Below are 23,020 nucleotides of genomic sequence, written 5' to 3'. Positions count from 1 at the left end.
GCGTTCGGCGGGACGAGGCCGGTGGGCCGGGCCGGGGCAGTGGCAACTACGCTGCTTTGATGCCTCGTTCGACGCCACCTCGCCCGGTGGACATCACCCAGGAGCTCCCGGAACTCGCCCCGCTGGCACGCACGGCGGTGCGGCTGCACCCGCGCCCGGGGGAGCCGGCCGTCTCGGACAGCTCCGTCGGCGGACCATTGCTGTGGCCACGGGACGAACCCTGGCCCAGCTGCCCGGAGCACGCGGGCCCGTGGCACCTCGGCCACGTACCCGACGAGGTGCGGGACAGTCGCCGTGTCCTGGCCGCGGGCTGGGCACGGGCGGAGGGAAACGGCCTGACCCTCACCCCGCAGGAGCGGGAAGTGGTGGACCGGGTCGGCTACACCGGTCGGCGCATCCCGCAGGACGGGCCGGTCCCCCTGCTGGCCGTCGCCCAGCTGTACGCACGCGACCTCCCGTCCGCAGAGGGCGGGGGCCTGTGGCCGGGCCCGCAGGGGGCCGATCTGCTCCAGGTGCTGTGGTGTCCCTTCGACCACGACGAGGACTGCCTGCCGAGGGTGCGGCTGGTGTGGCGGCGGGCCGCGGAAGTCGGTACGCCGCTGTCCACGCCTCCCGCGCCGTCGGTGATCGGGGACGACAACTACCTGCCCGCCCCCTGTGTCCTGCACCCCGAACGGGTCACCGAGTACCCGGCACCGCACGAACTGACCGAGGAACTCGCCGAACGCGTCAGGGACTGGGAGGAGCCGCGCGACTACCTGTACCAGGACGCCCTGTCCGTGGCGCCCGGATGGAAGCTCGGCGGCTGGGGCAACTGGAGCTTCAGCGATCCGTGGCCCATGGAGTGCCCGGACTGCGGAGGGCCCGTCCGCCCACTGCTGACCGTCGACAGCGGCGAATGGGACAACGAACGGTATTGGTGCCCCGCCGAGGACGAAGCCGCGGCCGCAGCCCCCGGAGTGGCCTACCCGCAGCCGCAGGAACCCACCCAGATCACCATCGGGCGCGGCTACACCATGCAGGTCTACTCCTGCGAGCGGTCCTTCGGACACACCCCGCTCCAAGTGATGCAGTAGCCCTACGAGTCGATGCCGAGGCGCTTCGCCACAGCAGGGGGCACCGGGCAGATCCGCTCCGGCGGGAGCAGCCGCTGGGCCTGCGCGCTCCGGCCGCCCTGCCTGAGCGCCGCGATCTTCTGGACTCTGGGTGTGATGTCGCTGAGGCCGACGACCCACTCCTCGGCGAACGTACGGATCAGACCGCGTCCCACCCCGACCTGGATGCTGTAGTGATTGAGCGCGGCTCCCCGCAGCGAGCGCTCGGGATCCCACTGGACGTGCACGGGAGCCTGGGCGACAGCTGACGGATCGGCTGTCGTCAGCACCGCCTGCGAGAGCGCCTCCTCCCAGCCGGCCCGGGTGATCCGTACCGCGAGAATCCGCTCCTGGCCCGGCTTCTGCGCCCAGTTGCTGCGGTGCATGAGCCAGCGGAACGACGGCTTGATCCAGGTCATCCTGTTGAACGAGAACGGCGGGACGAACCTGTTCGCCCGCAGGGCCGGTCCGGCGATCGCCGGTGAGTACGCCTGATAGACGACGATCGTCCGGGCGTCGTAGTCGGCCCGTATCTGGTGCTGCGCAGTCATGCGCCAGACATTCTCAGGTTGCGGATCTTCGCCGCCATCGGATTTCCCGCCGCCGTGACTCCTCCGTCCGCGATCACCGTGTCCTCGCGTCCGTCTTCGGTGCGACGCACCGTCGGGGGCGCCTTTTTTTGTGCGTCACGACCACTCGGAGCCGGTACGGCGCTGCCTACTGTTCCCTCACTCGGTGGCGGAGAGCCGCTCCCTCGGAGGTGCACCATGGCCGGCACCGCAGGCACGGAGACCAGGAACAGAAGGGCCCGCGGGACCAGGGCGGCGACAGTGGTGGTCACGGCGCTCGGCCTCGTCTGCACCGCGACCGCGTGCGGCGGCGGTACGTCCGCCGGCGGTGGTGACGGTTCGGCGGTGACGGTCGCCGTCGCCGGTGATCCCGGCAGCCTCAGCCCTACCACGGCACTGGCCAGCACCGCACTGGCGATGAACTCCTTCGCGTACGACACCCTCGTGCACCTGGACGCCGACGGTTCGCCGGTGCCCGGAGTGGCCGAGAAATGGTCCGCCACGACCACCTCGGCGACGTTCACCATCCGCCCCGGAGTCACCTGCGAGGACGGTTCGGCGCTCACCGCCGAGGACGTGGCCGCCGAGTACAACCACATCGCCGACCCGAGGAACCAGTCGCCGATGCTCGGCCTCTCCGTCCCCGTCACCGCTGTGGCCAAGGCCGACGAGGCGGCCCGGACGGTCACCGTCACCACCACGAAGCCCGCACCGTTCATCGTGCAGATGGCCCGGCTGCTGCCGCTGCTGTGCAAGGAGAACCTGGCGAAGCCTGCCGCGCTGGCCAGGACCACCAACGCGAGCGGCCCCTACCGGCTGACCGAAGCGGTCCCGGGCGACCACTACACCTACGTCAAGCGGGACGGATACAGCTGGGGGCCCGGCGGATCCACCGGTGCGGGCCTGCCCGGCAAGGTGGTGGTCAAGGTGGTGTCCAACGGGGAAGCCGAAACTGATCATCGCCGACGAGCCCACCACGGCGCTCGACGTGGCGGTCCAGCGACAGGTCCTCGGTCTGCTCGCCGAGGTCCGCGAGGAATCCGGCGCCGCGCTGCTGCTGATCTCCCACGACCTCGCCGTCGTCGCCCAGGTCTGCGAACGGGTCCTGGTGATGTACGCGGGTCTGATCGTGGAGAACCTCCCGGTCACCGAACTGCTCGACGGCGCCGCCCACCCGTACACCCGGGCACTGGTCGGGGCGGCCCCGACCATGACCACCGACCCCGGCACGGAACTGGCGACCATCCCCGGCCGGCCGCCGGAACCGGGGGAGACCGGCGCCGGGTGTCCGTTCGCCTCGCGCTGCGAACGCGCCCGGGAACGCTGCCACGACGACGCCCCCGGACTGACGGACCTCGGGCCGGGACGCCAGGTCGCCTGCTGGTACCCGGTCAGGCCGGCCGCGGCCACGTCACACACAACGGAGGCGACGTCATGAGCTCACTCGAACTGCGCGGGATCACGGTCCGCTACGGCCGCTTCACCGCCGTCGACAACGTCGACCTGCTGGTGCCGGAAGGCACGGTGACCGGACTGGTGGGCGGGTCCGGGTCGGGGAAGTCGACCCTCGGCAAGGCCGTCGTGGGGCTGGCTCAGGCACGGTCGGGGCGCGTACTGGTCGACGGGAGCGACGCTCCCCGCCGCCACGGGCGCAGCCCCGTGCAGCTGGTGTTCCAGAACCCGTACGCCTCGCTCGACCCGCGCATGACCGTCGGCGCGTCCGTGGCCGAGGCACTGTCCGGCGGGGCGGCCGGGCGCCGGGCACCCCGCCGCGAACGCCCCGCCGCACGCGACGCCGAGGTGGGGCGCCACCTGGAGCTCGTCGGCCTCGATCCCTCCCGTGCCGCGCTCACCCCGGACGCCCTCTCCGGTGGCCAGCGCCAACGCGTGGCGCTGGCCAGGGCCCTGGCCGCCCGGCCCGCCGTGCTGATCGCGGACGAGATCACCTCGGCCCTGGACGTCTCCGTACAGGGCGCGGTGCTCAACCTGCTGCGCCGCCTCCAGCGCGAACTGGGCTTCGCGATGCTCTTCATCTCCCACAATCTCGCGGTCGTCCGCCACCTCTGCGACCAGGTCGCCGTGATGGACGGCGGACGCCTCGTCGAATGCGGCCCCGCCGAAAGGGTGCTGGCGCATCCGGAGCACCCGACGACCCGCGAACTCATCTCCTGCGTACCCGAACTCGCCCTCGCCGAGGAGGCGTCATGACCCGACCGCTGACGATCGACGACCTGTACCGGTTCGAGATCCCCGGTGATCCCGCTCTGTCCCCCGACGGCGAACGTGTCGCGTACACCCTGACCACGCAGGACGCCGGGAACGACCGGGTGGTCCGCTCGATCTGGGAGGTACGCGGCGGGGGCGGCCCGGCCCGGCGCCTCACCCGCGGCCCGGCGGACACCGCGCCGCGCTGGTCCCCTGACGGGACGCGGCTGGCCTTCCTGCGCGCGGGGCAGCTCCATCTGCTGCCCGCCGACGGGGAAGAGGCCACGCCGCTCACCACACCCGCCGACTGCCCGGCCGGGGCGGGCCTCCCGGTCTGGAGCCCGGACGGGTCACGCATCGCCTTCGCCGCTCCCGAGGCATGTCGCGCGGACAGCGCACCGGTGGTCATCGACGCCCTCGGCTGGAAGGCGGACGGGGCGGGCCTGACCGGGTCGGTCCGGACCCAGTTGTTCGTGGTGGAGGTGGCGTCGGGAGAGGTCGTACAGCTCACGCACGACGACCGGCACGTCGGCTCGCCGAGCTGGTCGCCCGACGGCACCCGGCTCGCCTACCCGGCGCGGACCACCCCGGACGCGGCCGTCTTCGGCCCCTCGGCCGCCCATGTCGTAGGGGTCGGGGAGAACGCGTCCGAGCCCCGCCGGGTCGGGCCCGCCGACGGTCTGGCCGGTCCGGTGGGCTGGTTCCCCGACGGGTCCGCGCTGCTCGTCGTGGGCCGTGCCTCGTTCGGTGTCGGCCACTCGGAGCTGCTGCGCCAGCCGCTGGACGGCTCCGCGCCGGTGTCTCTCAGTGCCGCCCTGGACCGCAACGTCATGGGCGGCGGCCCCGGATACCCGGGCGCGCTCCCGCAGTTCCACGGCGACGACATCGTGTTCTGCGCCCGGGACCGGGGTGCGACCCGGCTGTACCGGGTGGGCGCGGACGGGATCAGCGCCTCCCCGCTGCCCGCCGGCACCGGGGTCAGCGGCTGCTCGGTCGTCAGCAAGGCGGGGCGGGCGGCGGTCGTGGTCTGCGACGCGACGCGCTTCGGCGAGATCGTGCTGCTGGACCTGGACGCCTGGGCCGACGGGGAGCCGGGGCGGCCCGGGTGGCTCACCGACCACATGGCCCGGTCGCTGCCGGAGATCGCCCTCCACCCGGTCACCGAACGCGAGTTCGGCATCTCGGACGGCACGGTCGTGCACGGCATGATCACCCGCGCCGTCGGCACACCGCCGGGCGGTCCGCTCCTGGTCGACGTGCACGGCGGCCCGCACAACGCCTGGGCCCCGCACTCCGACCCTGTCCACCTCTACCACCAGGAGCTGGCCTCGCGGGGCTGGACGGTCCTCACGCTGAACGTCCGCGCCAGCGACGGCTACGGCGAGGCGTTCTACACCGCCGCCGTGGGCGCCTGGGGCGAGACGGACGAACAGGACGTCCTGCAACCGGTCGCCGCCCTGGTCGACGAGGGGCTCGTCGACCCGGCACGGATCGCCCTCACCGGCTACAGCTACGGCGGCTATCTGAGCTGCTGGCTCTCCACCCGCACCGACCGGTTCGCCGCCGTCGTCCCGGGCGGAGTCCTGGTCGACCTGAAGAGCATGGCCGGCACCTCCGAGGAGGGCCATCTGATCGCCGACCACGAGATCGGCGACCCGGCACGGATGACGGAACTCTCGCCACTCAGCCACGCCGACGCCGTACGCGCCCCCACCCTGATCCTGCACGGCGGCGCGGACGACACCTGCCCGGTCGGCCAGGCCGAACAGTGGTTCCACGCGCTGCGCACCAGGCACGTACCGGCCCAGTTGGTCGTTTACCCGGGCAGCTCCCATCTCTTCCTCCTGGACGGCCGGCCCTCGCACCGGGAGGACTACTCCCGCAGGCTTGTCGACTGGGTCACCACGCACACCAACCGCTGAACGAGACGGAAATCGGAGTACGACATGACCGACACCACCGAGCTGTCAGCCCGCTGGACCACCCGGCTCACCGAACTCGCCGCCCGTCGCTCCGTACCCGGAGCCGGCCTCGCGATCCTGCACCGCGGCGAGATCGTCGCCGAGACCGCCGTCGGCCTGGCCAACACCGAGGCCGGGATCGGGGCGACCACCGACACCCTCTTCCAGATCGGTTCGATCTCCAAGGTCTGGACGACCACGGTGGCCATGGCCCTGGTCGACGAGGGCGTCCTCGACCTGGACGCCCCCATCGTCGCCGTACTCCCCGAACTGGGCTTGCCCAACGAAGAGTTGACCCAGGGTCTGACGCTGCGGCATCTCCTGACCCACACCAGTGGCATCGACGGCGACCTCTTCACCGACACCGGCCGGGGCGACGACTGTCTGGAGAAGTACGTCGCCCTGCTGGGCGACACCACCCCCAACCACCCGCTCGGCGCCACCATGTCGTACTGCAACGCGGGCTTCAGCCTGCTCGGCCGGGTGCTGGAGGTCGTCACCGGCGTCCAGTGGGACGAGTTGATGCGCGAGCGCCTGTACCGGCCGCTCGGCCTGACGCACACCGCGACCCTGCCGGAGGAGGTGCTGCGCTTCCGCGCCGCCATCGGGCACCTGGGGAGCCCGCCGGCGCAGGCACCCGTGTGGGGGCTGATGCGCTCGGCCGGATCCTCAACGATCTCGGGTCGACGCTGATCGAAGTGGTGGCCGGGGAAGCCGACCCGGCCCGCACCGTCACCGGGGTGCTGATCCAGGACCCCCTGGACGAACCGGCGAGACTGCCCGGCGCGGTGGTGCTCGGCGTCGGTGTGTACGGCGCCGAGCCGGTCGCCGCCCTGGTCGACACGGCCGCCGGACTCGGCGCGGTGGCCGTGGTGGTCCGCTCCCCGGTCCCGGTGGACGGTCCGGTGTCCGAGGCGGCGGCCCGCACCGGCCTGACCGTGCTGGGCCTGACCCCCGGAGCGTCCTGGGCCCAGGTGGCCGCGCTGCTCCGGTCGCTGCTCGCGGTCGACGAACTGGGCACGGTGGGCGGCCCCGACGAGGCCGACGGCGCCGAGCCGCTCGCCGGGGACCTGTTCGCCCTGGCCAACGCGACGGCCGGGCTGCTGGACGGCCCGGTCACCGTGGAGGACCGCGGCGGCCGGGTGCTGGCCTTCTCCAGCCGGCAGGACGACGCACGCACCGCAGGCCGCCGTCCGGCTCGGCCTTTCCGCGCAGCCCGCCTGCGTCCTGGCGCTCGCGGTGACCGGCGAGCAGTACGAGCCCGACCGGGTGGCCGCGGGCCACCGCGTCGCCGAGGCGTTCGCCCTGCACCTGGCCGCGATCCACCCCCGCACCGCCGCGGCCGCCCTGGGCCAAGTCACCTACGCGGTCCTGCCCACCGGTTCGGACGAGCAGGGACTGCGGGTCGCCGAGTCGTTCCTCGGCCGGATCGGTGGCCGGGTGCCCGCCGTCATCGGGGTCGGCCGGCTCGCCGCCCGCCCGGTGGAGCTGCGCCGCTCGCGCGCCGACGCGGACCGTGCGCTGCGGGTCCTCGGCTCCGGCCGCACCCGGCGCAGGGCCGCCCGGCTGTCGGACGTCTACGCCGCCTCGCTGCTGGAGGAGCTGACGGACCGGATGGCCGCCGAGGACGATCTGCCGGACGGCCCCGTCATACGGCTGCTCGCCTACGACGCCGAGCACAGCACGGCCCTCACCGAGACCCTGGACGCCTGGCTGAGCACCTTCGGCGACGTGGCCGCAGCCGCTGCCGCCGTACACATCCACCCCAACACCTTCCGCTACCGCCTCAAGCGGCTGTCCGTGGTCGCGGACATCGATCTCGACGACCCGGAGGCGAGGTTCGAAGCGATGCTGCAACTGCGGCTGAGACCGCCGCACGCCTGAGCCGGATCACTCCATCGCCGTGCCGCACGGAGCCACCCGGACGCCGGTCGGACGGAATGGTGCGAGAGTTTCCCGGAGCAGCGGGACACACCGGCACGCGGGTGTCCGGAAGCCGACGATGGGACAGATGCCATGCCTCTGCAGGGAGAGTACGAGCCGAGCCCCGAACAGTGGGTCCGCGACCAGGTCGAGCTGTTCGAGAGCTCCGGCGGCACCGATGGAACCACGATGCGGGGCATGCCCGTCATCATCCTCACCACCCGCGGGGCCAGGAGCGGGAAGATCCGCAAGACCCCGCTGATGCGGGTCGAGCACGACGGCACGTACGCCGTGGTCGCCTCACGGGGTGGCGCCCCCAAGCACCCCGTCTGGTACCACAACATCGTGGCCGACCCCCGGGTCGAGCTCCAGGACGGGCCGGTCCGCCAGGACATGAACGCCCGCGAGGCCACCGGCGAGGAGAAGGCCCTCTGGTGGCGGCGCGCGGTCGAGGCGTTTCCCGACTACGCCGACTACCAGCTCAAGACCGACCGGCAGATTCCGGTCTTCGTCCTCGAACCGGCGGCCGGACAGCACTGACGGCCGACGGCCGGGCAGCGCCCACGAGCGGCGGCCGGGCGGCACCGATGACCGTCGGGGGAGGCGCGGGCCGGCCCGCCCGCGCCCCCGCACGCGGCCGGGACACCGTCAGCGGTGCTCCGGATTGGGAGCGTCCGCACGGCAGCCCGCGTCCCACGCCGAGCGCTGATTGCCATGGGCCGGGATGCCGCCCGCACGTTTCAGCATCGCGGCGAGGTACATCAGGTTCCAGGCCATGAACGAGGTGTTTCGGTTGGTGAAGTCGTTCTCCGGACCACCCGACCCCGGGTCCAGGTACGAGGGGCCGGGCCCCGCCTCCCCGATCCAGCCCGCGTCGGCCTGCGGAGGGATCGTGTAGCCCAGGTGCTGGAGGCTGTAGAGCAGGTTCATGGCACAGTGCTTGACCCCGTCCTCGTTCCCGGTGATCAGACAGCCGCCGACCCGGCCGTAGTACGCGTACTGGTCCTTGTCGTTGAGGATGCTGGAACAGGCGTAGAGGCGCTCGACGACCCGCTTCATCACCGAGCTGTTGTCGCCCAGCCAGATGGGCCCGCACAGCACCAGGATGTCGGCCGCCATCACCTTCTCGTACAGTCCGGGCCAGGCGTCCCGCTCCCAGCCGTGCTCCCGCATGTCCGGCCAGACGCCCGTCGCGATGTCGTGGTCGACGGCCCGGACCACCTCGGTGCCGACACCGCGCCCCTCCATCACCGCACGGCTGCGGTCGATCAGCCCCTCCGTGTTGCTGACCTCCGGTGAACGCTTGAGGGTGCAGTTGACGTACAGCGCACGCAGGTCGTCGAAGCGGCAGGCGTCGTCGGAGGGTCCGGACGGCGGCATGCGGGGCTCCTTGGCAGGCACGGGGAACGCGGGACGTGGACCCGGTCTACCGTCAACTCCGGCCGTACCGGGCGGTAGACGCGCCGACACCCCCCCCGTACGCAGCAAATCCGGCCTTGGGACCCGAGCGCCCCCCGGACAGCCGATCAGGACGCGCGCCAGTACCGCCCCGCGCGCTCCAATGGACGGGTGACCGTGCCCCCGGACGACTGCCTGGCGCGCAACGAGTGGCTCTGCGGGGCCTATCTCTCCAGCCGTCGCGAGATCCTCTGGGACGCCGTCGTGCAGCACCTCCAGCTCACCGCGGTCTCCGTACTCATCGGGCTGGTCCTCGCCGTTCCGCTCGCCCTGGCGGCACGTCACCGACGCTGGGCGGCGGGCCCGGTGCTCGGTGTGACGACCGTCCTCTACACCGTGCCGTCGCTCGCCATGTTCTCGCTGCTGCTGCCGGTGTACGGACTCTCCGCCTCGCTCGTCGTAGCCGGGCTCGTGCTCTACTCGCTCACCCTTCTCGTACGGAACATCCTCGCCGGACTGCGCGCCGTGCCCGAGGAGACCCGGCAGGCCGCACGCGGCATGGGATACGGCCCGCTGCGGCTGCTGCTCGCCGTGGAACTGCCCCTCGCGCTGCCCGCGGCCATGGCCGGACTGCGGATCGCGACCGTCTCCGCCGTCTCCCTGGTCACGGTCGGCGCGATCGTCGGCTACGGGGGGCTCGGCAATCTCATCTACTCCGGGATGAACACCTACTTCAAGGCCCAGGTGCTCACCGCGTCGGTCCTCTGCGTCGTCATCGCCGTCGCCGCCGACCTGCTGCTCCTGCTCGCACAGCGGGTGCTCACCCCATGGACCAGGAGGCGGTCGTGAACACCCTCGCCGACGCCTGGTCCTGGCTCACCACCTCCGCCAACTGGTCCGGCGACGGCGGCATCTGGCACCGGCTGGGCCAGCACCTCTTCCTCACCGTCGTCTGCCTGCTCATCAGCTGCCTGATCGCGCTGCCCGTCGCCCTGGTCCTCGGCCATCTCGGCAAGGGCGGCGCACTGGCCGTCAACATCTCCAACATGGGCCGGGCCGTACCCACCTTCGCCGTGCTGGTGCTGCTCCTGCTCACACCGATCGGTGGGCACGGCGAATGGCCGACCATCATCGCCCTCGTCCTCTTCGCCGTACCGCCGCTGCTCACCAACGCCTACGTCGGCATGCGGGAGGTCGACCGCGACATCGTGCGCGCGGCCAGGGGCATGGGCATGACGGGCAGACAGCTGATGCTGGGGGTCGAGGTGCCGCTCGCCCTGCCGCTGATCCTCACCGGAGTACGGATCGCCGCCGTCCAGCTCGTCGCGACCGCCACCCTCGCGGCACTGGCCGGCGGCGGTGGCCTCGGCCGGATCATCACGGCGGGCTTCAACCTCGCCTCCACCGCACAAGTCGTCGCAGGGGCGGTGCTCGTCGCGGTCTTCGCGCTGATCGTCGAAGGGCTCTTCGAAGCGGGCCTGCTGCTCGTCCCGGGCCGGCTCCGCGGCGGAGGGTCCGGATGAGGCCGGCAGCCGCCGTCCCCGTACTGCTGGTGCTGCTCCAGGCGGCCGCCTGCACCACCGGCCCCTCGCTGGAGAACCAGGGCGAGATCACCGCACCGCCGGGCGACAGCAGACACCTCACCATCGGCTCCGCGGGCTTCACCGAGAGCGATCTGCTCGCCCAGATGTACGCGCTGCTGCTGGACCGGGCCGGCTACTCCACGAAGATCATCTCCGTCACCAACCGGGAGATCTACGAACCGGCGCTGGAGAGCGGTCAGATCGATGTAGTGCCGGAGTACGCCGCGACCTTCGCCGACTGGCTGAACGCCAAGAAGAACGGCGCCGACGCCGCCCCGGCCGGTTCGCCCGACCCCGCCGCCACCATGAAGGCGCTGCGCGCCCTGGCCGCACCCCGTGGCCTCACCGTTCTCGATCCCGGGCGAGCCGTCGACCAGAACGCCTTCGCGGTCGCCGCCCGTTACGCGGCCGAGCACCACCTGAAGACACTGAGCGACCTGGGCCGGTCCCGGCTGCCCGTACGGCTGGCCGCCGGCGACGAATGCGTCCAGCGCCCCTACTGCGCGCCCGGGCTGAAGAAGACGTACGGCATCCGCATCACCGCCGTGGACCCCAAGGGCGTCGGCACCACCCAGGCCAAACAGGCCGTCCAGAACGGCCGGGACCAGATGGTGCTGACCACCACGACCGACGCCACGCTCGACGACTTCGGGCTCGTCCTGCTCGCCGACGACAGGCACCTCCAGAACGCCGACTACCTCGTCCCCGTCGTCAACCGGTCCCGGGCGGGCAGCGAAGGCGTCCGCACGGCACTGGGCAGGCTCAACACCGTACTGACCACCGCCGACCTGGCCCGGCTCAACGAGCAGGTCGACAGCTGGCGGCGGCTGCCCGAGGACGTGGCGCGCAACTACCTGGAGTCCAAGGACCTCGTTCCGCGCGGCTGACCGACGCGGAACACCGTCGTGGCCGACCGCCGCCCCGCGCGGTCAGGCCCGCAGCCTCCCCGGCAGCCAGCCCAGCTGCACGGCCTCCTGGAACGGACCGCCGCCCTCGTGGTCGTTGAAGTCGTAGACCTCGATGGTCTTGTCCGGGTGGGCGTAGGCGTTGAAGGCGGCGAAGACGGTCGAGGGCGGGCAGGTCATGTCCTCCAGGGCGGTGGAGAACAGCGCCGGCGCCCGCCCGCGCGCCGCGAAGTGCACCCCGTCGAAGTAGGACAGCGTGGCCCTCGCCCGGTCGGCCCGGCCGCGGTGCGTCTTGAGGTAGTTGCCCACCTCGCGGTACGGGGTCCGGTCGGTGACGGTGAGGGCGCGGGGGAAGTCGCAGAGGAACGGGACGTCCGGCGCGATCGCCACCAGGTCGGGTATCAGCCCGCCCACGGCGAGGGTGATGCCGCCGCCCTGGCTCTCGCCGATGGCCGCGGTGCGCGACGCGTCGGCCAGCGGGTGCGAACGCGCCGCCTCCACCGCCCGCACGGCGTCGGTGAACACCCGCCGGTAGTAGTACGACTCCGGGTCCTCGATGCCCCGGGTCATGAAACCGGGGTACGCGGGGGCACTGCCCACCGGGTCCGGGGTGTCGCCGACGAGCCAGCCGCTGCCCTGACCCCGGGTGTCCATCACGAAGTGGGCGAAACCGGCCGAGGCCCAGAGCAGGTGGGTGTGAGCCAGGCCCCGCCCGCCGCCGTAACCGATGAACTCGACCACCACCGGCAGCGGCTCCGTGGTGCCCGCCGGGAGGACGAACCAGCCCTTGACCGGATGACCACCGAAGCCCGCGAACGTCACGTCGTACACGTCCACGGTGGACAGCCCGGTGCCGGTGCGCGGCTCGAAACGGGCGTCGAGGTCGTGGGACCGTGTCTCGTCCAGCGTCTTCGTCCAGAACGCGTCGAAGTCCTCCGGCTCGACCGAACCGCTGCGGTACTCACGCAGCCGGTCGAGCGGCAGATCGAACAGGGACATGTGGGACCGCCTTCTTCGCGGGGATGGTTGATCACACCGTACGGGGGCGTGCGGCGAAGAAGTTGTGCCCGTCCCATTGACCGGCATCCGGACGACCCTCACAGTACTCGTCAATGCGCATTAGTAATACGCATTAATCGATGTGAGGAGCCATGGTGGAGGAACCCGGGAAGCGGGCCAGGCCCGGCCGTTCACCCGCACCGGCGGGCCGCACGGCCCGTCCGCGCCAGGCGGAGGTCGCACGGCTCGCCGGAGTCTCGCAGGCCACGGTCTCGCTGGTGCTCGCGGACAAGAGACAGGGGCCCGCGATCTCGGAGGAGACCCGGCGCAAGGTCCTGGAGGCGGCCCGGTCCCTCGGTTACGTCCCCGACCCGGCGGCCCGCAGGCTCGCGGCGGCGCGCAACAACCTGCTGGGCGTGTTCAGCTTCACCGCGACGTTCCCCACCGATGTGCAGCACTCGTACTACCCGTTCCTGGTGGGCGTGGAGCGCGAGGCCGCGGAGCGCGGCTACGACCTGGTGCTGTTCACGGGGTCGAGCACCGGTGGCGCGGGGGCCGCCGGGCCCGACGCGCTGAACCGGGTCCGCCTCGCCGACGGCTGTCTCTTCCTCGGCCGCCACGCACCGGCCGAGGAGCTGGGCCGGCTGGTCGCCGACGGCTTCCCGATGGTCCACCTCGGCCGCCGGGACGAGCCGGAGGGCCTGCGCTGGGTCGGCGCCGACTACGTGAGCGCCGCCCGCGAGGTCGTCGGCCACCTCGCCGGCCTCGGGCACCGCCGGATGGTGCTGATCCGCGAGGACGACGAGGCGCCCGCCTCCACCGACCGCGAACACGGCTTCCGCGAGGGGCTCGCGGCGGTCGGCCTGGCCGGGCCCGGGACCGTCTTCCGTTCCGCGGACCCGGAGCGAGACCTCACCCCCGAGCGGCTGCGTAGCTGGCTCGCCGACGGCGTCACCGCGTTCGTCGCCGAGGAGACCGACACCGGAGCCGCCTGGCGCGCCCTGCGCCGGGCGGTCGCCGACGCCGGGATCGACTGCCCGCGCGACGCCTCGATGGCGCTGCTCGGCAGCCCGCCCGCCGACCTCGCGGACGGACCCGAACCCACCGGTTTCGACATCCCCCGCACCCGGCTCGGCGCGGCCGCCGTGCGCATGCTCGCCGCGCTGGTCGCGGGGGAAGAGGCCACCGAACCCCTGGTCGCCTGCGCCTTCCGGCCCGGGGCCACTTCGGGCCCGCCACCCGTCATCGAAGACCACTGACCGACCGCGCCACCCGTACGTACAGCTCAAGGAGACCCGTGATACCCGAACCGGACATCCTCGTCGTGGGCGCCGGACTGGGCGACGTCGCCGCCGCGCCGCGCCGATCACCCTGTTCATCGCCATTGGCATCCTGCTCGCTGCCGTGAAACTGCCCGGGGCCGTCGACGCGCTCGAACCCCTCGTCAAGGCGGTCAGCCCGCAGAACGCGGTGCTCTTCGTGCTCGTCTTCACCGTCCTCGTGCCGCTCTGCCTCTACCGCGGCCCGCTCAACGTCTTCGGTCTCGGCGCAGGCATCGCCGGTGTCCTGGTCGCCGCCGGTATCTACCCCGCCACCGCGGTGCTGGGCCTGGCCACCTCGTACAACCAGGTGTTCGGCGTCGCCGACCCCACGAGCACCCGGACCGTGTGGAGCGCGCAGTACGCGGGCGTCACCCCGCAGCAGGTGATGGTCCGCACCCCGCCCTACGTCTGGGCCGTCGCCCCGGCGGCTTCTGCGTGACGGCCGCCACGTACCTCTGATCCGGGGCGTTCACCCGTTCCCGCGGGCGGGCCGAAAACCCGTTGCCCGCGGGGCGGGTGCCTGCGATCCTCCTCCCCATGTCAGACAACGGAACAAGCGGCTCGCACCAGGTCGAAGCGCTCTTCTCGCACGGCCGCCTGACGGCGATCCCCCGCAAGACGGCCCGCCGGGAGCAGTTGCTCGTCCACCTCTCCGACACCCTCTTCGAGCGGGACCGCAGCTACACGGAGCGAGAGGTCAACGAGGCCCTGCTCACGGTGCACGACGACTGCTCGGCGCTGCGCCGCTACCTGGTCGTCGCCGGCCTGCTGGTCAGGCCCAAGGACGGCAGCAGCTACCGGCGCGGGCGCTAGCACCGGCCGCGCCCGTACGTCCTACGCGTCGGCGACCGAGTCGAAGGGCACCTCGTCCCGGGCCACGCCCCGCGCGTCCGCGTCGACCGAACGGCGCAGCGCCTCGTGGAGCTTGGCCGGTGTCAGCACGCCGAGGAACCGTGAACCGTCCAGTACCGCGACCCACCCCGCGTCGTGCTGGAGCATCTCGCTGAACGCCTGCTTAAGCGGGGCGCCGACCGGCACCCAGGCATCCATCCTGCGGGCCAGTTCGCCGACCGTGCCGTACCCGCCCGCGATCCGCAGCGCATCCGCCGCCACCCAGCCGTGCAGATCGCCCTCGCCGTTCAGCACCACCGCCCAGCGGGCCCCCGTGGCGCCGAGCCGGGCCGCCGCCGCGCCGGCCGGCTCGTCCAGCCGGGCGACCGGCGGCTCCTGAAGGTCATCCGGCTCGATCTCGGTGACCGAGAGCCGCTTCAGGCCCCGGTCGGCGCCGACGAACCGTGCCACGTACGGGGTCGCGGGAGCCCCGAGCACGGCTGCCGGGGTGTCGAACTGCTCGATGCGCCCCGCCCCGTACACCGCGATCCGGTCGCCCATCCGGACCGCCTCCTCGATGTCATGGGTGACCATCAGGACCGTCTTGCGGACCGTCGCCTGCAGGCTCAGGAACTCGTACTGCAGCCGCTCGCGCACCACCGGGTCGACCGCGCCGAACGGCTCGTCCATCAGCAGCACCGGCGGATCCGCTGCCAACGCCCTTGCCACGCCCACCCGTTGGCGCTGACCGCCGGAGAGCTGCGCGGGGTAGCGGGAACCGTACGTCTTCGGATCGAGGCCCACCAGATCCAGCAGCTCGGCCGCCCGCTCCCGGGCCCTCGCCCGTTTCCAGCCCACCAGCGCCGGCACGGTCGCCGTGTTGTCGAGGACCGTGCGGTGCGGGAAGAGACCGACCTGCTGGATGACGTAGCCGATCCGGCGGCGCAGTTTCACCGGGTCGACACCGGAGATGTCCTCGCCGCCGACCAGGATCCGGCCCGACGACGGTTCGATCAGCCGGTTCACCATCATCATCGTGGTCGTCTTGCCGCAGCCGGACGGCCCGACGAGGGTGACCAGTTCCCCCTCGGCGACCTCGAAGGAGAGCCCGTCGACCGCGCTCGTGCCGTCCGGATACACCTTGCCGACCTGCTCGAACCGGATCATGCCTGCACGGTAGGAGGCACCCGGGCGCACCGCACACGGGCCGCGACCGTCCGTGTCGTTGCCGTGTGCTGAACTGTCCGTGGCACATCTGATTCAGGAGCACCTTGTGAACAGCTACCGGCACCCCGGCATCGTATTCACCGACCGCCATTTCACGGTCCCGCTCGACCACAGCGATCCGGGCGGCGAGCAGATCGAAGTCTTCGGCAGGGAGGCCGTGGCGAGCGGCCGGGCCGACGAGGAGCTGCCCTGGCTGGTGTACCTGGAGGGCGGTCCCGGCTTCGGTGCGCGGCGCTTCATCGGCACCGAGGCATGGCTGGGGCGGGCCGTGCAGGAGTTCCGGGTGCTGCTGCTCGACCAGCGCGGCACCGGCCTCTCCACCCCCGCCAACCGGCAGACCCTGCCGCTGCGCGGCGGCCCGCGCGAGCAGGCCGACTACCTCAGCCACTTCCGGGCCGACAGCATCGTGCGCGACTGCGAGCTGATCCGCCCGCAGCTGACCGGCGGCGAACCCTGGACGGTCCTCGGCCAGTCCTTCGGCGGCTTCTGCGCCGTCCGCTATCTGTCGGCCGCACCCGAAGGGCTCAGGACCGTCCTGATCACCGGCGGGCTGCCCTCCCTCGACGCGCACGCCGACGACGTGTACCGGGCCGCCTACCTCCGCATCGAGCGCAAGAACGCCGCGCACTACGCCCGCTATCCGCAGGACGTAGAGCGCGTCCGGGAGATCACCGCCCATCTGCTGGAGCACCCCACCGACAGCGCCGGACACCGCCTGACGGCCGAAGGGTTCCAGTCCCTCGGCATCATGCTCGGCGGCGGCAGCGGCAGCCACCAGCTGCACTACCTGCTGGAGAACGCCTTCGTCCGCACCCCGCACGGCACCGAGCTCTCCGACACCTTCCAGGAGGCCGTGCGCACGGCCTCCTCGTTCGCCGGGCACCCGCTGTACGCCCTGCTGCACGAGGCGATCTACGGGCAGGACGAGCGGTCCACCGGCTGGTCCGCCGAGCGGGTCCGCGGAGAGTTCCCGCAGTTCGACGCGGCCGAGGCGCTCAAGGGCGACGGCCCGGTGCTCTTCACCGGTGAGAGCATCCACCCCTGGCACTTCGAGGTGGACCCGGCGCTGCGCCCGCTGCGCGAGACCGCCGAACTGCTGGCCGCCCGCACCGGCTGGGCGCCGCTGTACGACCCCGAGCGCCTGGCGGCCAATCAGGTGCCGGTCGCGGCGGCCGTCTACCACGACGACATGTACGTCGACACGGCACACGCGCTGCGCACGGCGGCGTCGATCCGGGGACTGCGCACCTGGGTGACCGACGAGTACGAGCACGACGGGCTGCGCGCGGGCGGACCGCGGGTGCTGGACCGGCTGCTGGCCCTGGTCCGGGACGAAGTCTGACCGTGCCCGTGAGCGGGAGGAACCGGCCGGCTCCTCCCGCTCAGGGCACCGCGGGTGTCAGTTCTGAAGGGCGTGCAGCGTGTCGTCCAGGCCGGCGCCCGAGCGCGGGGCCCGGTTGTACGGAAGCTTCGACAGGGCCGCCGCCATGCCGCAGGTGTTGGTCACGGCGGAGAACACCAGGCCGGAGCCGATACCGGCGGAGATCCAGCGCGCTGCCGGGAACCGCGCCCCGGCGAGCAGGCCGGCCACCACGAGCGAACCGGCGGCGAGCCGGACCTGACGCTCCATGGGCCAGGTCGCGCGGGCCCCGGCGGGGTGGTCGAGATCGCGTCCCTCGCCCGCCCAGGCCGAGGTGCCACCGGTGAGCGTCATGGCGTCGATGTCTGCGGCGGCGAGGACGTCGCAGGCCCGGGTCGAGCGGACGCCGGAGGCGCACACCATCAGCAGCGAGCTGCGGGCGGCGGCGGACTTCAGCGCGGGCACGGCCTCGGAGAGGCGGTCCAGCGGGATGTTCAGCGCACCGGGCACATGGCCGGAGGCGTACTCGCCGGGGGCCCGCACATCGATCACGGTGAACTCCGCGAGACGGGCCGCGGCCTGGGCGGGGGAGAGGGAGACGGGGCTGGTCACGAGCAGTGTTTCCTTTCGTTCACCGGGGATCGGGAGGGACTCGGTCCGTCCCAGGTCCTGTCCGGCGGATCATGGCCGGGGTCGCGGCGTCTGGTGCGGCACTGATCCGCCGGACAGGGCCTGCCCCGGTCGGGCTAGAATACCCCTCGGGGTATCAAGAGGAGGATGTTGTGGAACTCGACATGGCGGCCGACGAACTGAAGTCGGTTCTCAACCGCCTTCGCCGCGCGCAGGGCCAGCTCGCCGGGGTCATCAGGATGATCGAGGAGGGCCGGGACTGCGAGGACGTGATCACGCAGATGGCGGCCGTGTCCCGGGCGCTCGACCGGGCCGGTTTCGCGATCATCGCGACGGGCCTCCAGCACTGCATGGCCGACGGCGGCAGTGAACCGGAGGACCGGGACCGGATGCGGTCACGGCTGGAGAAGCTCTTTCTCTCACTGGCCTGAGCCGGCCGGGGGCGACGCCGTGGTTCATGCCACGGCGTCGACGAGCATGAACGCGGCCACCGCCAGCAGGGTCACGCCGAAGATCCGTTGCAGGGCGGCCGTGGACACCTTCGCGGCGAGCCGCCGCCCGTCCCAGGCGCCGAGCACCGCCGTCGCGGTGAACGGGGCGATGGTCGCCCAGTCCAGCGCGGTGGGCGTGGCGAGACGGGTGGCCAGTGCGGCCACGGAGTTCACCGTGATGACCAGCAGGCTGGTACCGACCGCCGCGGTCATCGGGAGGGCGACCACGGTGACCAGCGTGGGGACCACCAGGAACCCGCCGCCCACGCCGAGGAACCCGGTCACCGCGCCGAGCCCGGCACCCGTCCGCGCCACCCGTCCGGCGGACACGTCACTCGTACCGGGCCCGGCCTGCGACGCCGGCCCGGCCCGCGGCCGGAGCATCCGTACTGCGGCGACCGCCGCGAGCACGGCGAACCCCACGGTCAGCGGCCCGGGCGGGACCCGCACCGACAGTGCTCCGGCGAGCGCGGCCGGCACGATCCCGGCCGCCGCGAAGAGCCCTCCCGTACGCCAGCGGACCCCGCCCTCGCTGGCGTGGGCGACCAGCCCGGTGAGTGATGTCGCGATGACGATGAGCAGTGCGGCGGTGGTTGCTGCGGAAGGGGTGAAGCCGAGTGGATAGATCAGCGCGGGAACGGCGAGCACGCTTCCGCCGCCGCCCAGCCCGCCGAGCGCCAGGCCGACCACCGCACCGGCGAGCAGCGCCACGATCAGCGTGGTCACGCCGCGGAGGGCCCGGTCACGGGGGCGGCGACCCCCAGGCCGGCCTCCGCCGCCGCGCCGAAGCCGTCGTCGACGGCCACCACCTCGCGTCCCGCCGCGTCCAGCATCGACGCGGCGATCGCCGCCCGCGCCCCGCCCGCGCAGTGCACCCACACGAGGCCCGGAGGCACCTCGCCGAGCCGCCGGGGCAGCTCGTGGAGCGGAATGTGCACCGCCCCGGCTATCGCACCACCGAGGTGCTCGGTGTTGCGGCGCACGTCGAGGACCACCGGGTCCTCGCCGCGCTGCCGGGCGGCCGCCAGGCCCGCGAAGTCGGACCTGGCGAAGGACCGGAGCTCCATCGCCGGGGCCGCCCAGTCCTCGGGGCCGCCGGTGGCCGCGGCGGCCGGACGGTCCAGCCCGACGCGGGACAGTTCCCGCTGTGCGTGGGCGATCTCGGCGGCGGTGCTCGCCAGCAGGGTGACCGGCTTGCCCCACGGGATCAGCCAGGCCAGATACGTGGCGAGCGGACCGTCGCCCTCGAAGTTGAACGATCCGGCGACATGCCCCTGGGCGAACGCCACCCGGCTGCGCAGGTCCACCACCCACTCGCCCGCGGCCAGCCGCCGGGAGATCTCCCCGGCGTCGGCGGGGCCGGGCGGGGTCAGATCGAGCGGAGCCGGCCCCGCGGCATTGGCCGGGCCCATGTGCGCGTAGTACGCGGGGATGTCGTCGAGGCCGGCGAGCAGCTCCGCGACGAAGGTGTCCACGTCCTTGACCAGGGCGTCGTTCCGGCGGCGCTCGTCGCCGATCGTCGTGGCCGACCCCTCGGCCTGCGAGGACGAACAGAAGCTGCCGAAGCCGTGCGTGGGCAGCACGGGCACCTCGTCCGCGAGCTCGTCGGCGAGGCGGTGCACGGAGGCGTGCTGGGCGCGGGCCAGTTCGGCGGTGAGCCGGGGCTCCACCAGATCGGGCCGGCCCACGCTGCCGATCAGCAGCGAGCCGCCGGTGAAGGCGGCCACGTCGCGACCCTCCTCCACCAGCACGTACGAGGTGTGGTGCGGGGTGTGCCCGGGGGTGGCGAGCGCACGCAGCGCGAGGCCGTCGTCGACCTCGGCGATGTCGCCGTCCGCGACCGGGACCCGGGCGAAGGAGACCTCGGCGGCGGCGGGCACCAGGTAGCGCGCCCCCGTGACCCGCGCGAGCTCCAGGCCGCCGGTCACGTAGTCGTTGTGCAGATGCGTCTCCACCACCAGGGCGATCCGCACGCCGCGCCGGGCGGCGGCGGCGATGACCCGGTCGATGTCGCGCGGCGGGTCCACGACGGCGGCGGCCCGCCGGCCGCCCGCCAGATAGCCGCGGTTGCCTAGTAGGGCTTTGTTAGGTCCTGTGGTGTGGTTCTGGTGTTGGTGCGGGTTGGCCGCATATCGAGCAGGCGCCGGTCCAGGTGGCCAGGAGGGCCTGAAGCGCGCGGAGGACCGCGTAGAGGGTCAGGCCGGCGCAGGCGCTTTTGGGTCGAGCCTGAGCATGGTGCAGAACGCCTGGGCGAGGGAGGCGAGGGTGACGTGGCGGTGCCAGCCGGGGAAGTTGCGGCCCTCGAAGTGGTCCAGGCCCAGACCGTCCTTGAGCTCGCGGTAGTCGTGTTCAACGCGCCAGCGGATCTTGGCGATGCGGACCAGTTCGCGCAGCGGGGTCTCGGCAGGCAGGGTGGAGAGCCAGTAGTCGGTGGGCTCGGCGGCGCCGGGCGGCCATTCGGCCAGCAGCCAGCACTCGGGCAGGGAGCCGTCGACGGCGCGGCGGATCGTCCGGTTTGCGGGTCGGACCCGCAGTGCCAGGAACCGCGAGCGCATCTCGGCGCGGGGATTGTGCTTCGTGGTCTTGCTTCCCTGGCGCCAGGTCACGGTTCGTGCCGCCGATCGCCCTGTGTCCAGGACGAGTTGGCGCAGAGTGCTGTGCTGACCGGGGTAGGCCGGTCCGGGCGGGCGGCCCTGGCCGCTGTAGGGCGGGCGCTCGGGGACGGCGTCGCCCGGGTAGGCGGTGGTGGTGCCCTTGACCGCGACGGCGTAGGCCAGGTCGCGCTCGGTCAGGCCCTCGCGGAAGCCGGTCGCGTCGCCGTATCCGGCGTCGGCGACCACCGGCAGGTCAGGAAGTTCCCAGCCCTCGCGGACCTCGTCGAGCATGTCCAGGGCCAGGCGCCACTTCTCCCTGTGCCGCTCGCTGTCGGGGATGGCCGCCTTGGCGCGTCGGCGCTGGATCGCCCCGGTCAGCAGCGCATCGCCGGTGTTCTTGGTGTCGTCCCAGCTCTCGGGCAGAAACAGGCGCCAGTTGACCGCCGAGGAAGCGTGGTCGCTGACCAGATTGACGCTGACGCCGATCTGGCAGTTGCCGCGCTTTCCCAGCGCACCGCAGTACATCCGCGCCACACCCGGTGAGTCGTAGCCGTCCTTGGGAAAGCCCACATCGTCGATCGCGTACGCCTCCGGCGAGATGTGAGCGGCAGCCCAACGAGCCAGCCGCTCACGGACCTTGGCCCAGTCCCAGGTCGAGGAGGCCACGAACTGCTGGAGCTGCTGGTGGTCCACGCCCAGGCGCTCGGCCATCGGCTGCATCGACTTGCGCTTGCCGTCCAGCATCAGCCCGCGCAGGTACAGCTCGCCCTTGGCTCGCTGATCCCGCCGGGCCAGAGAACCGAGCATCTCCGCCGCGAACGCCTCCAAGCGTGTGCGGACCGTGTCCATCTCCTCGGGCGTCACACCTGAAAGAACATCACAACCTATCTGGAGATGATCAATCGGGGTACCTAACAAAGCCCTACTAGGCCCGCTGTCTCGATGGTGTCGACGAAGAACACGACACGGCTCCTTCCGTGATGCTTTACCCCGGGGGGTATCTCTGAATCAGGCTAACACCAATACCCCAGGGGGTATTTCTCGCCCCGGGTGAGACGTGCGCTACGTCGGGGCATCCGGGGAGCGTGGGGCGTGGGTGATCGGCGGCGGTCAGGGCCTGCCCGGTGGACCTGGGCCGGACAGGTCCTAAGCTGCCGACATGACGGAGCAGCTCGAACCCATGCCCGCGGACTGGCTGCGCGCCCTGGCCGTGGTCGCGCACCCCGATGACCTGGAGTACGGCTGTGCGGCGGCGATCGCGGGCTGGACCGACGAGGGCCGCGAGGTCTCCTACCTACTCGCCACCCGCGGTGAGGCCGGCATCGACCGGCTGCCGCCGGAGCAATGCGCACCGCTGCGCGAGCGCGAGCAGCGGGCGAGTGCCGCCGTCGTCGGCGTCCGCGAGGTGGAGTTCCTGGATCACCGCGACGGCGTGATCGAGTACGGCCTCCCGCTGCGCCGGGACATCGCCGCCGCCATCCGCAAGTACCGCCCCGAACTGGTCATCACGCTCAACCATCGGGACACCTGGGGAGGCGTCACCTGGAACACCCCCGATCACCGGGCGGTCGGCCGCGCCACCCTGGACGCCGCCTCCGACGCGGGCAATCGTTGGATCTTTCCGGAACTCGCGAAATCGGGGCTCCGGCCGTGGAACGGGGTGCGGTGGGTCGCGGTCGCCGGGTCGAACGCGCCCACCCACGCCGTCGACGCGACGGTCGGACTGGAGCGTTCGGTGCAGTCGCTGCTGGCGCACCGCACGTACATCGAAGGGCTCACGGACGAGGACCCCGAGGCGTACTGCCGTACCTTCCTGACCGGTCACGCGCGGGCCGAGGGTGAGCGCTTCGGCGGCCGCCCGGCCGTCACCTTCGAACTCTTCACCCGCTGATTCCGGTTCGGATCCGCTCGGCGTTCCGGCTGTGGAT

At 72.3% G+C, this 23,020-nt stretch carries 23 protein-coding genes and 2 pseudogenes; 17 read left to right on the top strand and 8 right to left on the bottom strand.

The window, feature by feature from the left end; genetic code table 11:
* The first annotated feature begins 59 nt into the window (after nucleotides 1–59).
* The gene (locus OG842_RS03270; RefSeq protein WP_266727252.1) at nucleotides 60–1,076 is read left to right on the top strand and encodes a hypothetical protein; all 1,017 of its coding nucleotides are present in this window, start codon (nucleotides 60–62) and stop codon (nucleotides 1,074–1,076) included.
* A gap of 2 nt (nucleotides 1,077–1,078) precedes the next feature.
* Here the strand turns inward: OG842_RS03270 and OG842_RS03265 are convergent, their stop codons facing one another.
* The gene (locus OG842_RS03265; protein WP_266727250.1) at nucleotides 1,079–1,645 is read right to left on the bottom strand and encodes a DUF4291 domain-containing protein; all 567 of its coding nucleotides are present in this window, start codon (nucleotides 1,643–1,645) and stop codon (nucleotides 1,079–1,081) included.
* Nucleotides 1,646–1,861: 216 nt separating this feature from the next.
* Here OG842_RS03265 and OG842_RS45130 point away from each other — a divergent pair.
* The 7 genes and pseudogenes from OG842_RS45130 to OG842_RS03230 form a co-directional block, all read left to right on the top strand.
* Nucleotides 1,862–2,539 (top strand): annotated as a pseudogene (locus OG842_RS45130) (ABC transporter substrate-binding protein); the annotation flags it as partial.
* Between the two features lie 112 nt (nucleotides 2,540–2,651).
* Nucleotides 2,652–3,101: an oligopeptide/dipeptide ABC transporter ATP-binding protein gene (locus tag OG842_RS03255; RefSeq protein WP_266727246.1), complete on the top strand. Its 450-nt coding sequence runs from the start codon at nucleotides 2,652–2,654 to the stop codon at nucleotides 3,099–3,101.
* A complete protein-coding gene (locus tag OG842_RS03250; protein ID WP_266727244.1) occupies nucleotides 3,098–3,871 on the top strand; it encodes an ABC transporter ATP-binding protein in 774 nt (257 codons plus the stop codon). The genes OG842_RS03255 and OG842_RS03250 overlap by 4 nt, the downstream gene beginning before the upstream one ends.
* Entirely contained in the window at nucleotides 3,868–5,790 is a 1,923-nt protein-coding gene (locus OG842_RS03245) for a S9 family peptidase (protein WP_266727242.1), read from the top strand. The genes OG842_RS03250 and OG842_RS03245 overlap by 4 nt, the downstream gene beginning before the upstream one ends.
* A 24-nt stretch (nucleotides 5,791–5,814) precedes the next feature.
* The gene (locus tag OG842_RS03240; protein WP_266727240.1) at nucleotides 5,815–6,522 is read left to right on the top strand and encodes a serine hydrolase domain-containing protein; all 708 of its coding nucleotides are present in this window, start codon (nucleotides 5,815–5,817) and stop codon (nucleotides 6,520–6,522) included.
* Nucleotides 6,523–7,056: 534 nt separating this feature from the next.
* The gene (locus OG842_RS03235) at nucleotides 7,057–7,713 is read left to right on the top strand and encodes a PucR family transcriptional regulator (RefSeq protein WP_266733412.1); all 657 of its coding nucleotides are present in this window, start codon (nucleotides 7,057–7,059) and stop codon (nucleotides 7,711–7,713) included.
* Between the two features lie 132 nt (nucleotides 7,714–7,845).
* Nucleotides 7,846–8,292: a nitroreductase family deazaflavin-dependent oxidoreductase gene (locus OG842_RS03230; RefSeq protein ID WP_266727238.1), complete on the top strand. Its 447-nt coding sequence runs from the start codon at nucleotides 7,846–7,848 to the stop codon at nucleotides 8,290–8,292.
* A gap of 108 nt (nucleotides 8,293–8,400) precedes the next feature.
* Here the strand turns inward: OG842_RS03230 and OG842_RS03225 are convergent, their stop codons facing one another.
* Entirely contained in the window at nucleotides 8,401–9,132 is a 732-nt protein-coding gene (locus tag OG842_RS03225; protein ID WP_266727236.1) for a flavodoxin family protein, read from the bottom strand.
* A gap of 189 nt (nucleotides 9,133–9,321) precedes the next feature.
* On the opposite strand from OG842_RS03225, the gene OG842_RS03220 reads away from it, so the two are divergent.
* From OG842_RS03220 to OG842_RS03210, 3 genes are read left to right on the top strand one after another with little or no spacing between them, the layout of a single operon-like run.
* Nucleotides 9,322–9,999, top strand: coding sequence for an ABC transporter permease (locus OG842_RS03220; RefSeq protein ID WP_266727234.1), 678 nt, complete (start codon nucleotides 9,322–9,324; stop codon nucleotides 9,997–9,999).
* Nucleotides 9,996–10,673: an ABC transporter permease gene (locus OG842_RS03215; protein ID WP_266733410.1), complete on the top strand. Its 678-nt coding sequence runs from the start codon at nucleotides 9,996–9,998 to the stop codon at nucleotides 10,671–10,673. Before OG842_RS03220 ends, OG842_RS03215 begins: the two co-directional genes overlap by 4 nt.
* Nucleotides 10,670–11,620, top strand: a complete 951-nt coding sequence (locus tag OG842_RS03210; protein WP_266727232.1) for an ABC transporter substrate-binding protein — start codon at nucleotides 10,670–10,672, stop codon at nucleotides 11,618–11,620. The genes OG842_RS03215 and OG842_RS03210 overlap by 4 nt, the downstream gene beginning before the upstream one ends.
* Nucleotides 11,621–11,662: 42 nt before the next feature.
* Here OG842_RS03210 and OG842_RS03205 read toward each other — a convergent pair whose 3' ends face one another.
* Nucleotides 11,663–12,637 (bottom strand): acetylxylan esterase, encoded by a 975-nt coding sequence (locus tag OG842_RS03205; protein WP_266727230.1) that lies wholly within the window; start codon nucleotides 12,635–12,637, stop codon nucleotides 11,663–11,665.
* A gap of 152 nt (nucleotides 12,638–12,789) precedes the next feature.
* On the opposite strand from OG842_RS03205, the gene OG842_RS03200 reads away from it, so the two are divergent.
* From OG842_RS03200 to OG842_RS03190, 3 genes and pseudogenes are all read left to right on the top strand, one after another.
* A complete protein-coding gene (locus OG842_RS03200) occupies nucleotides 12,790–13,896 on the top strand; it encodes a LacI family DNA-binding transcriptional regulator (RefSeq protein WP_443063963.1) in 1,107 nt (368 codons plus the stop codon).
* A gap of 97 nt (nucleotides 13,897–13,993) precedes the next feature.
* Nucleotides 13,994–14,418: pseudogene (locus tag OG842_RS03195) on the top strand (transporter); the annotation flags it as partial.
* Nucleotides 14,419–14,496: 78 nt separating this feature from the next.
* Nucleotides 14,497–14,772 carry a DUF2087 domain-containing protein gene (locus OG842_RS03190; RefSeq protein ID WP_266727228.1) on the top strand — a complete coding sequence of 92 codons (276 nt, stop codon included), beginning with the start codon at nucleotides 14,497–14,499 and terminating at the stop codon, nucleotides 14,770–14,772.
* Between the two features lie 21 nt (nucleotides 14,773–14,793).
* Here the strand turns inward: OG842_RS03190 and OG842_RS03185 are convergent, their stop codons facing one another.
* Entirely contained in the window at nucleotides 14,794–15,957 is a 1,164-nt protein-coding gene (locus OG842_RS03185; RefSeq protein WP_266727226.1) for an ABC transporter ATP-binding protein, read from the bottom strand.
* 106 nt (nucleotides 15,958–16,063) lie between these two features.
* On the opposite strand from OG842_RS03185, the gene OG842_RS03180 reads away from it, so the two are divergent.
* Nucleotides 16,064–17,359, top strand: coding sequence for an alpha/beta fold hydrolase (locus tag OG842_RS03180; RefSeq protein WP_266727225.1), 1,296 nt, complete (start codon nucleotides 16,064–16,066; stop codon nucleotides 17,357–17,359).
* A gap of 57 nt (nucleotides 17,360–17,416) precedes the next feature.
* Here the strand turns inward: OG842_RS03180 and OG842_RS03175 are convergent, their stop codons facing one another.
* Complete coding sequence (locus tag OG842_RS03175) at nucleotides 17,417–17,989, bottom strand: rhodanese-like domain-containing protein (RefSeq protein WP_266727224.1); 573 nt, start codon at nucleotides 17,987–17,989, stop codon at nucleotides 17,417–17,419.
* Nucleotides 17,990–18,159: 170 nt separating this feature from the next.
* On the opposite strand from OG842_RS03175, the gene OG842_RS03170 reads away from it, so the two are divergent.
* Nucleotides 18,160–18,438 (top strand): metal-sensitive transcriptional regulator, encoded by a 279-nt coding sequence (locus OG842_RS03170; protein WP_266727223.1) that lies wholly within the window; start codon nucleotides 18,160–18,162, stop codon nucleotides 18,436–18,438.
* A gap of 24 nt (nucleotides 18,439–18,462) precedes the next feature.
* Here OG842_RS03170 and OG842_RS03165 read toward each other — a convergent pair whose 3' ends face one another.
* The 3 genes from OG842_RS03165 to OG842_RS03155 form a co-directional block, all read right to left on the bottom strand.
* Complete coding sequence (locus tag OG842_RS03165; protein WP_266727222.1) at nucleotides 18,463–19,224, bottom strand: sulfite exporter TauE/SafE family protein; 762 nt, start codon at nucleotides 19,222–19,224, stop codon at nucleotides 18,463–18,465.
* Complete coding sequence (locus OG842_RS03160; protein ID WP_266733406.1) at nucleotides 19,221–20,555, bottom strand: MBL fold metallo-hydrolase; 1,335 nt, start codon at nucleotides 20,553–20,555, stop codon at nucleotides 19,221–19,223. Before OG842_RS03160 ends, OG842_RS03165 begins: the two co-directional genes overlap by 4 nt.
* Before the next feature lie 138 nt (nucleotides 20,556–20,693).
* Entirely contained in the window at nucleotides 20,694–21,956 is a 1,263-nt protein-coding gene (locus tag OG842_RS03155) for an IS701 family transposase (RefSeq protein WP_443063949.1), read from the bottom strand.
* Nucleotides 21,957–22,251: 295 nt separating this feature from the next.
* On the opposite strand from OG842_RS03155, the gene OG842_RS03150 reads away from it, so the two are divergent.
* A complete protein-coding gene (locus OG842_RS03150) occupies nucleotides 22,252–22,983 on the top strand; it encodes a PIG-L deacetylase family protein (RefSeq protein ID WP_266727221.1) in 732 nt (243 codons plus the stop codon).
* The last annotated feature ends 37 nt before the right edge of the window (nucleotides 22,984–23,020 follow it).

This window comes from Streptomyces sp. NBC_00376 (assembly GCF_036077095.1).
GTDB lineage: Bacteria > Actinomycetota > Actinomycetes > Streptomycetales > Streptomycetaceae > Streptomyces.
Note: the sequence above shows the minus strand (reverse complement) of the source record. Positions and strands in the feature narration are given on the sequence as shown.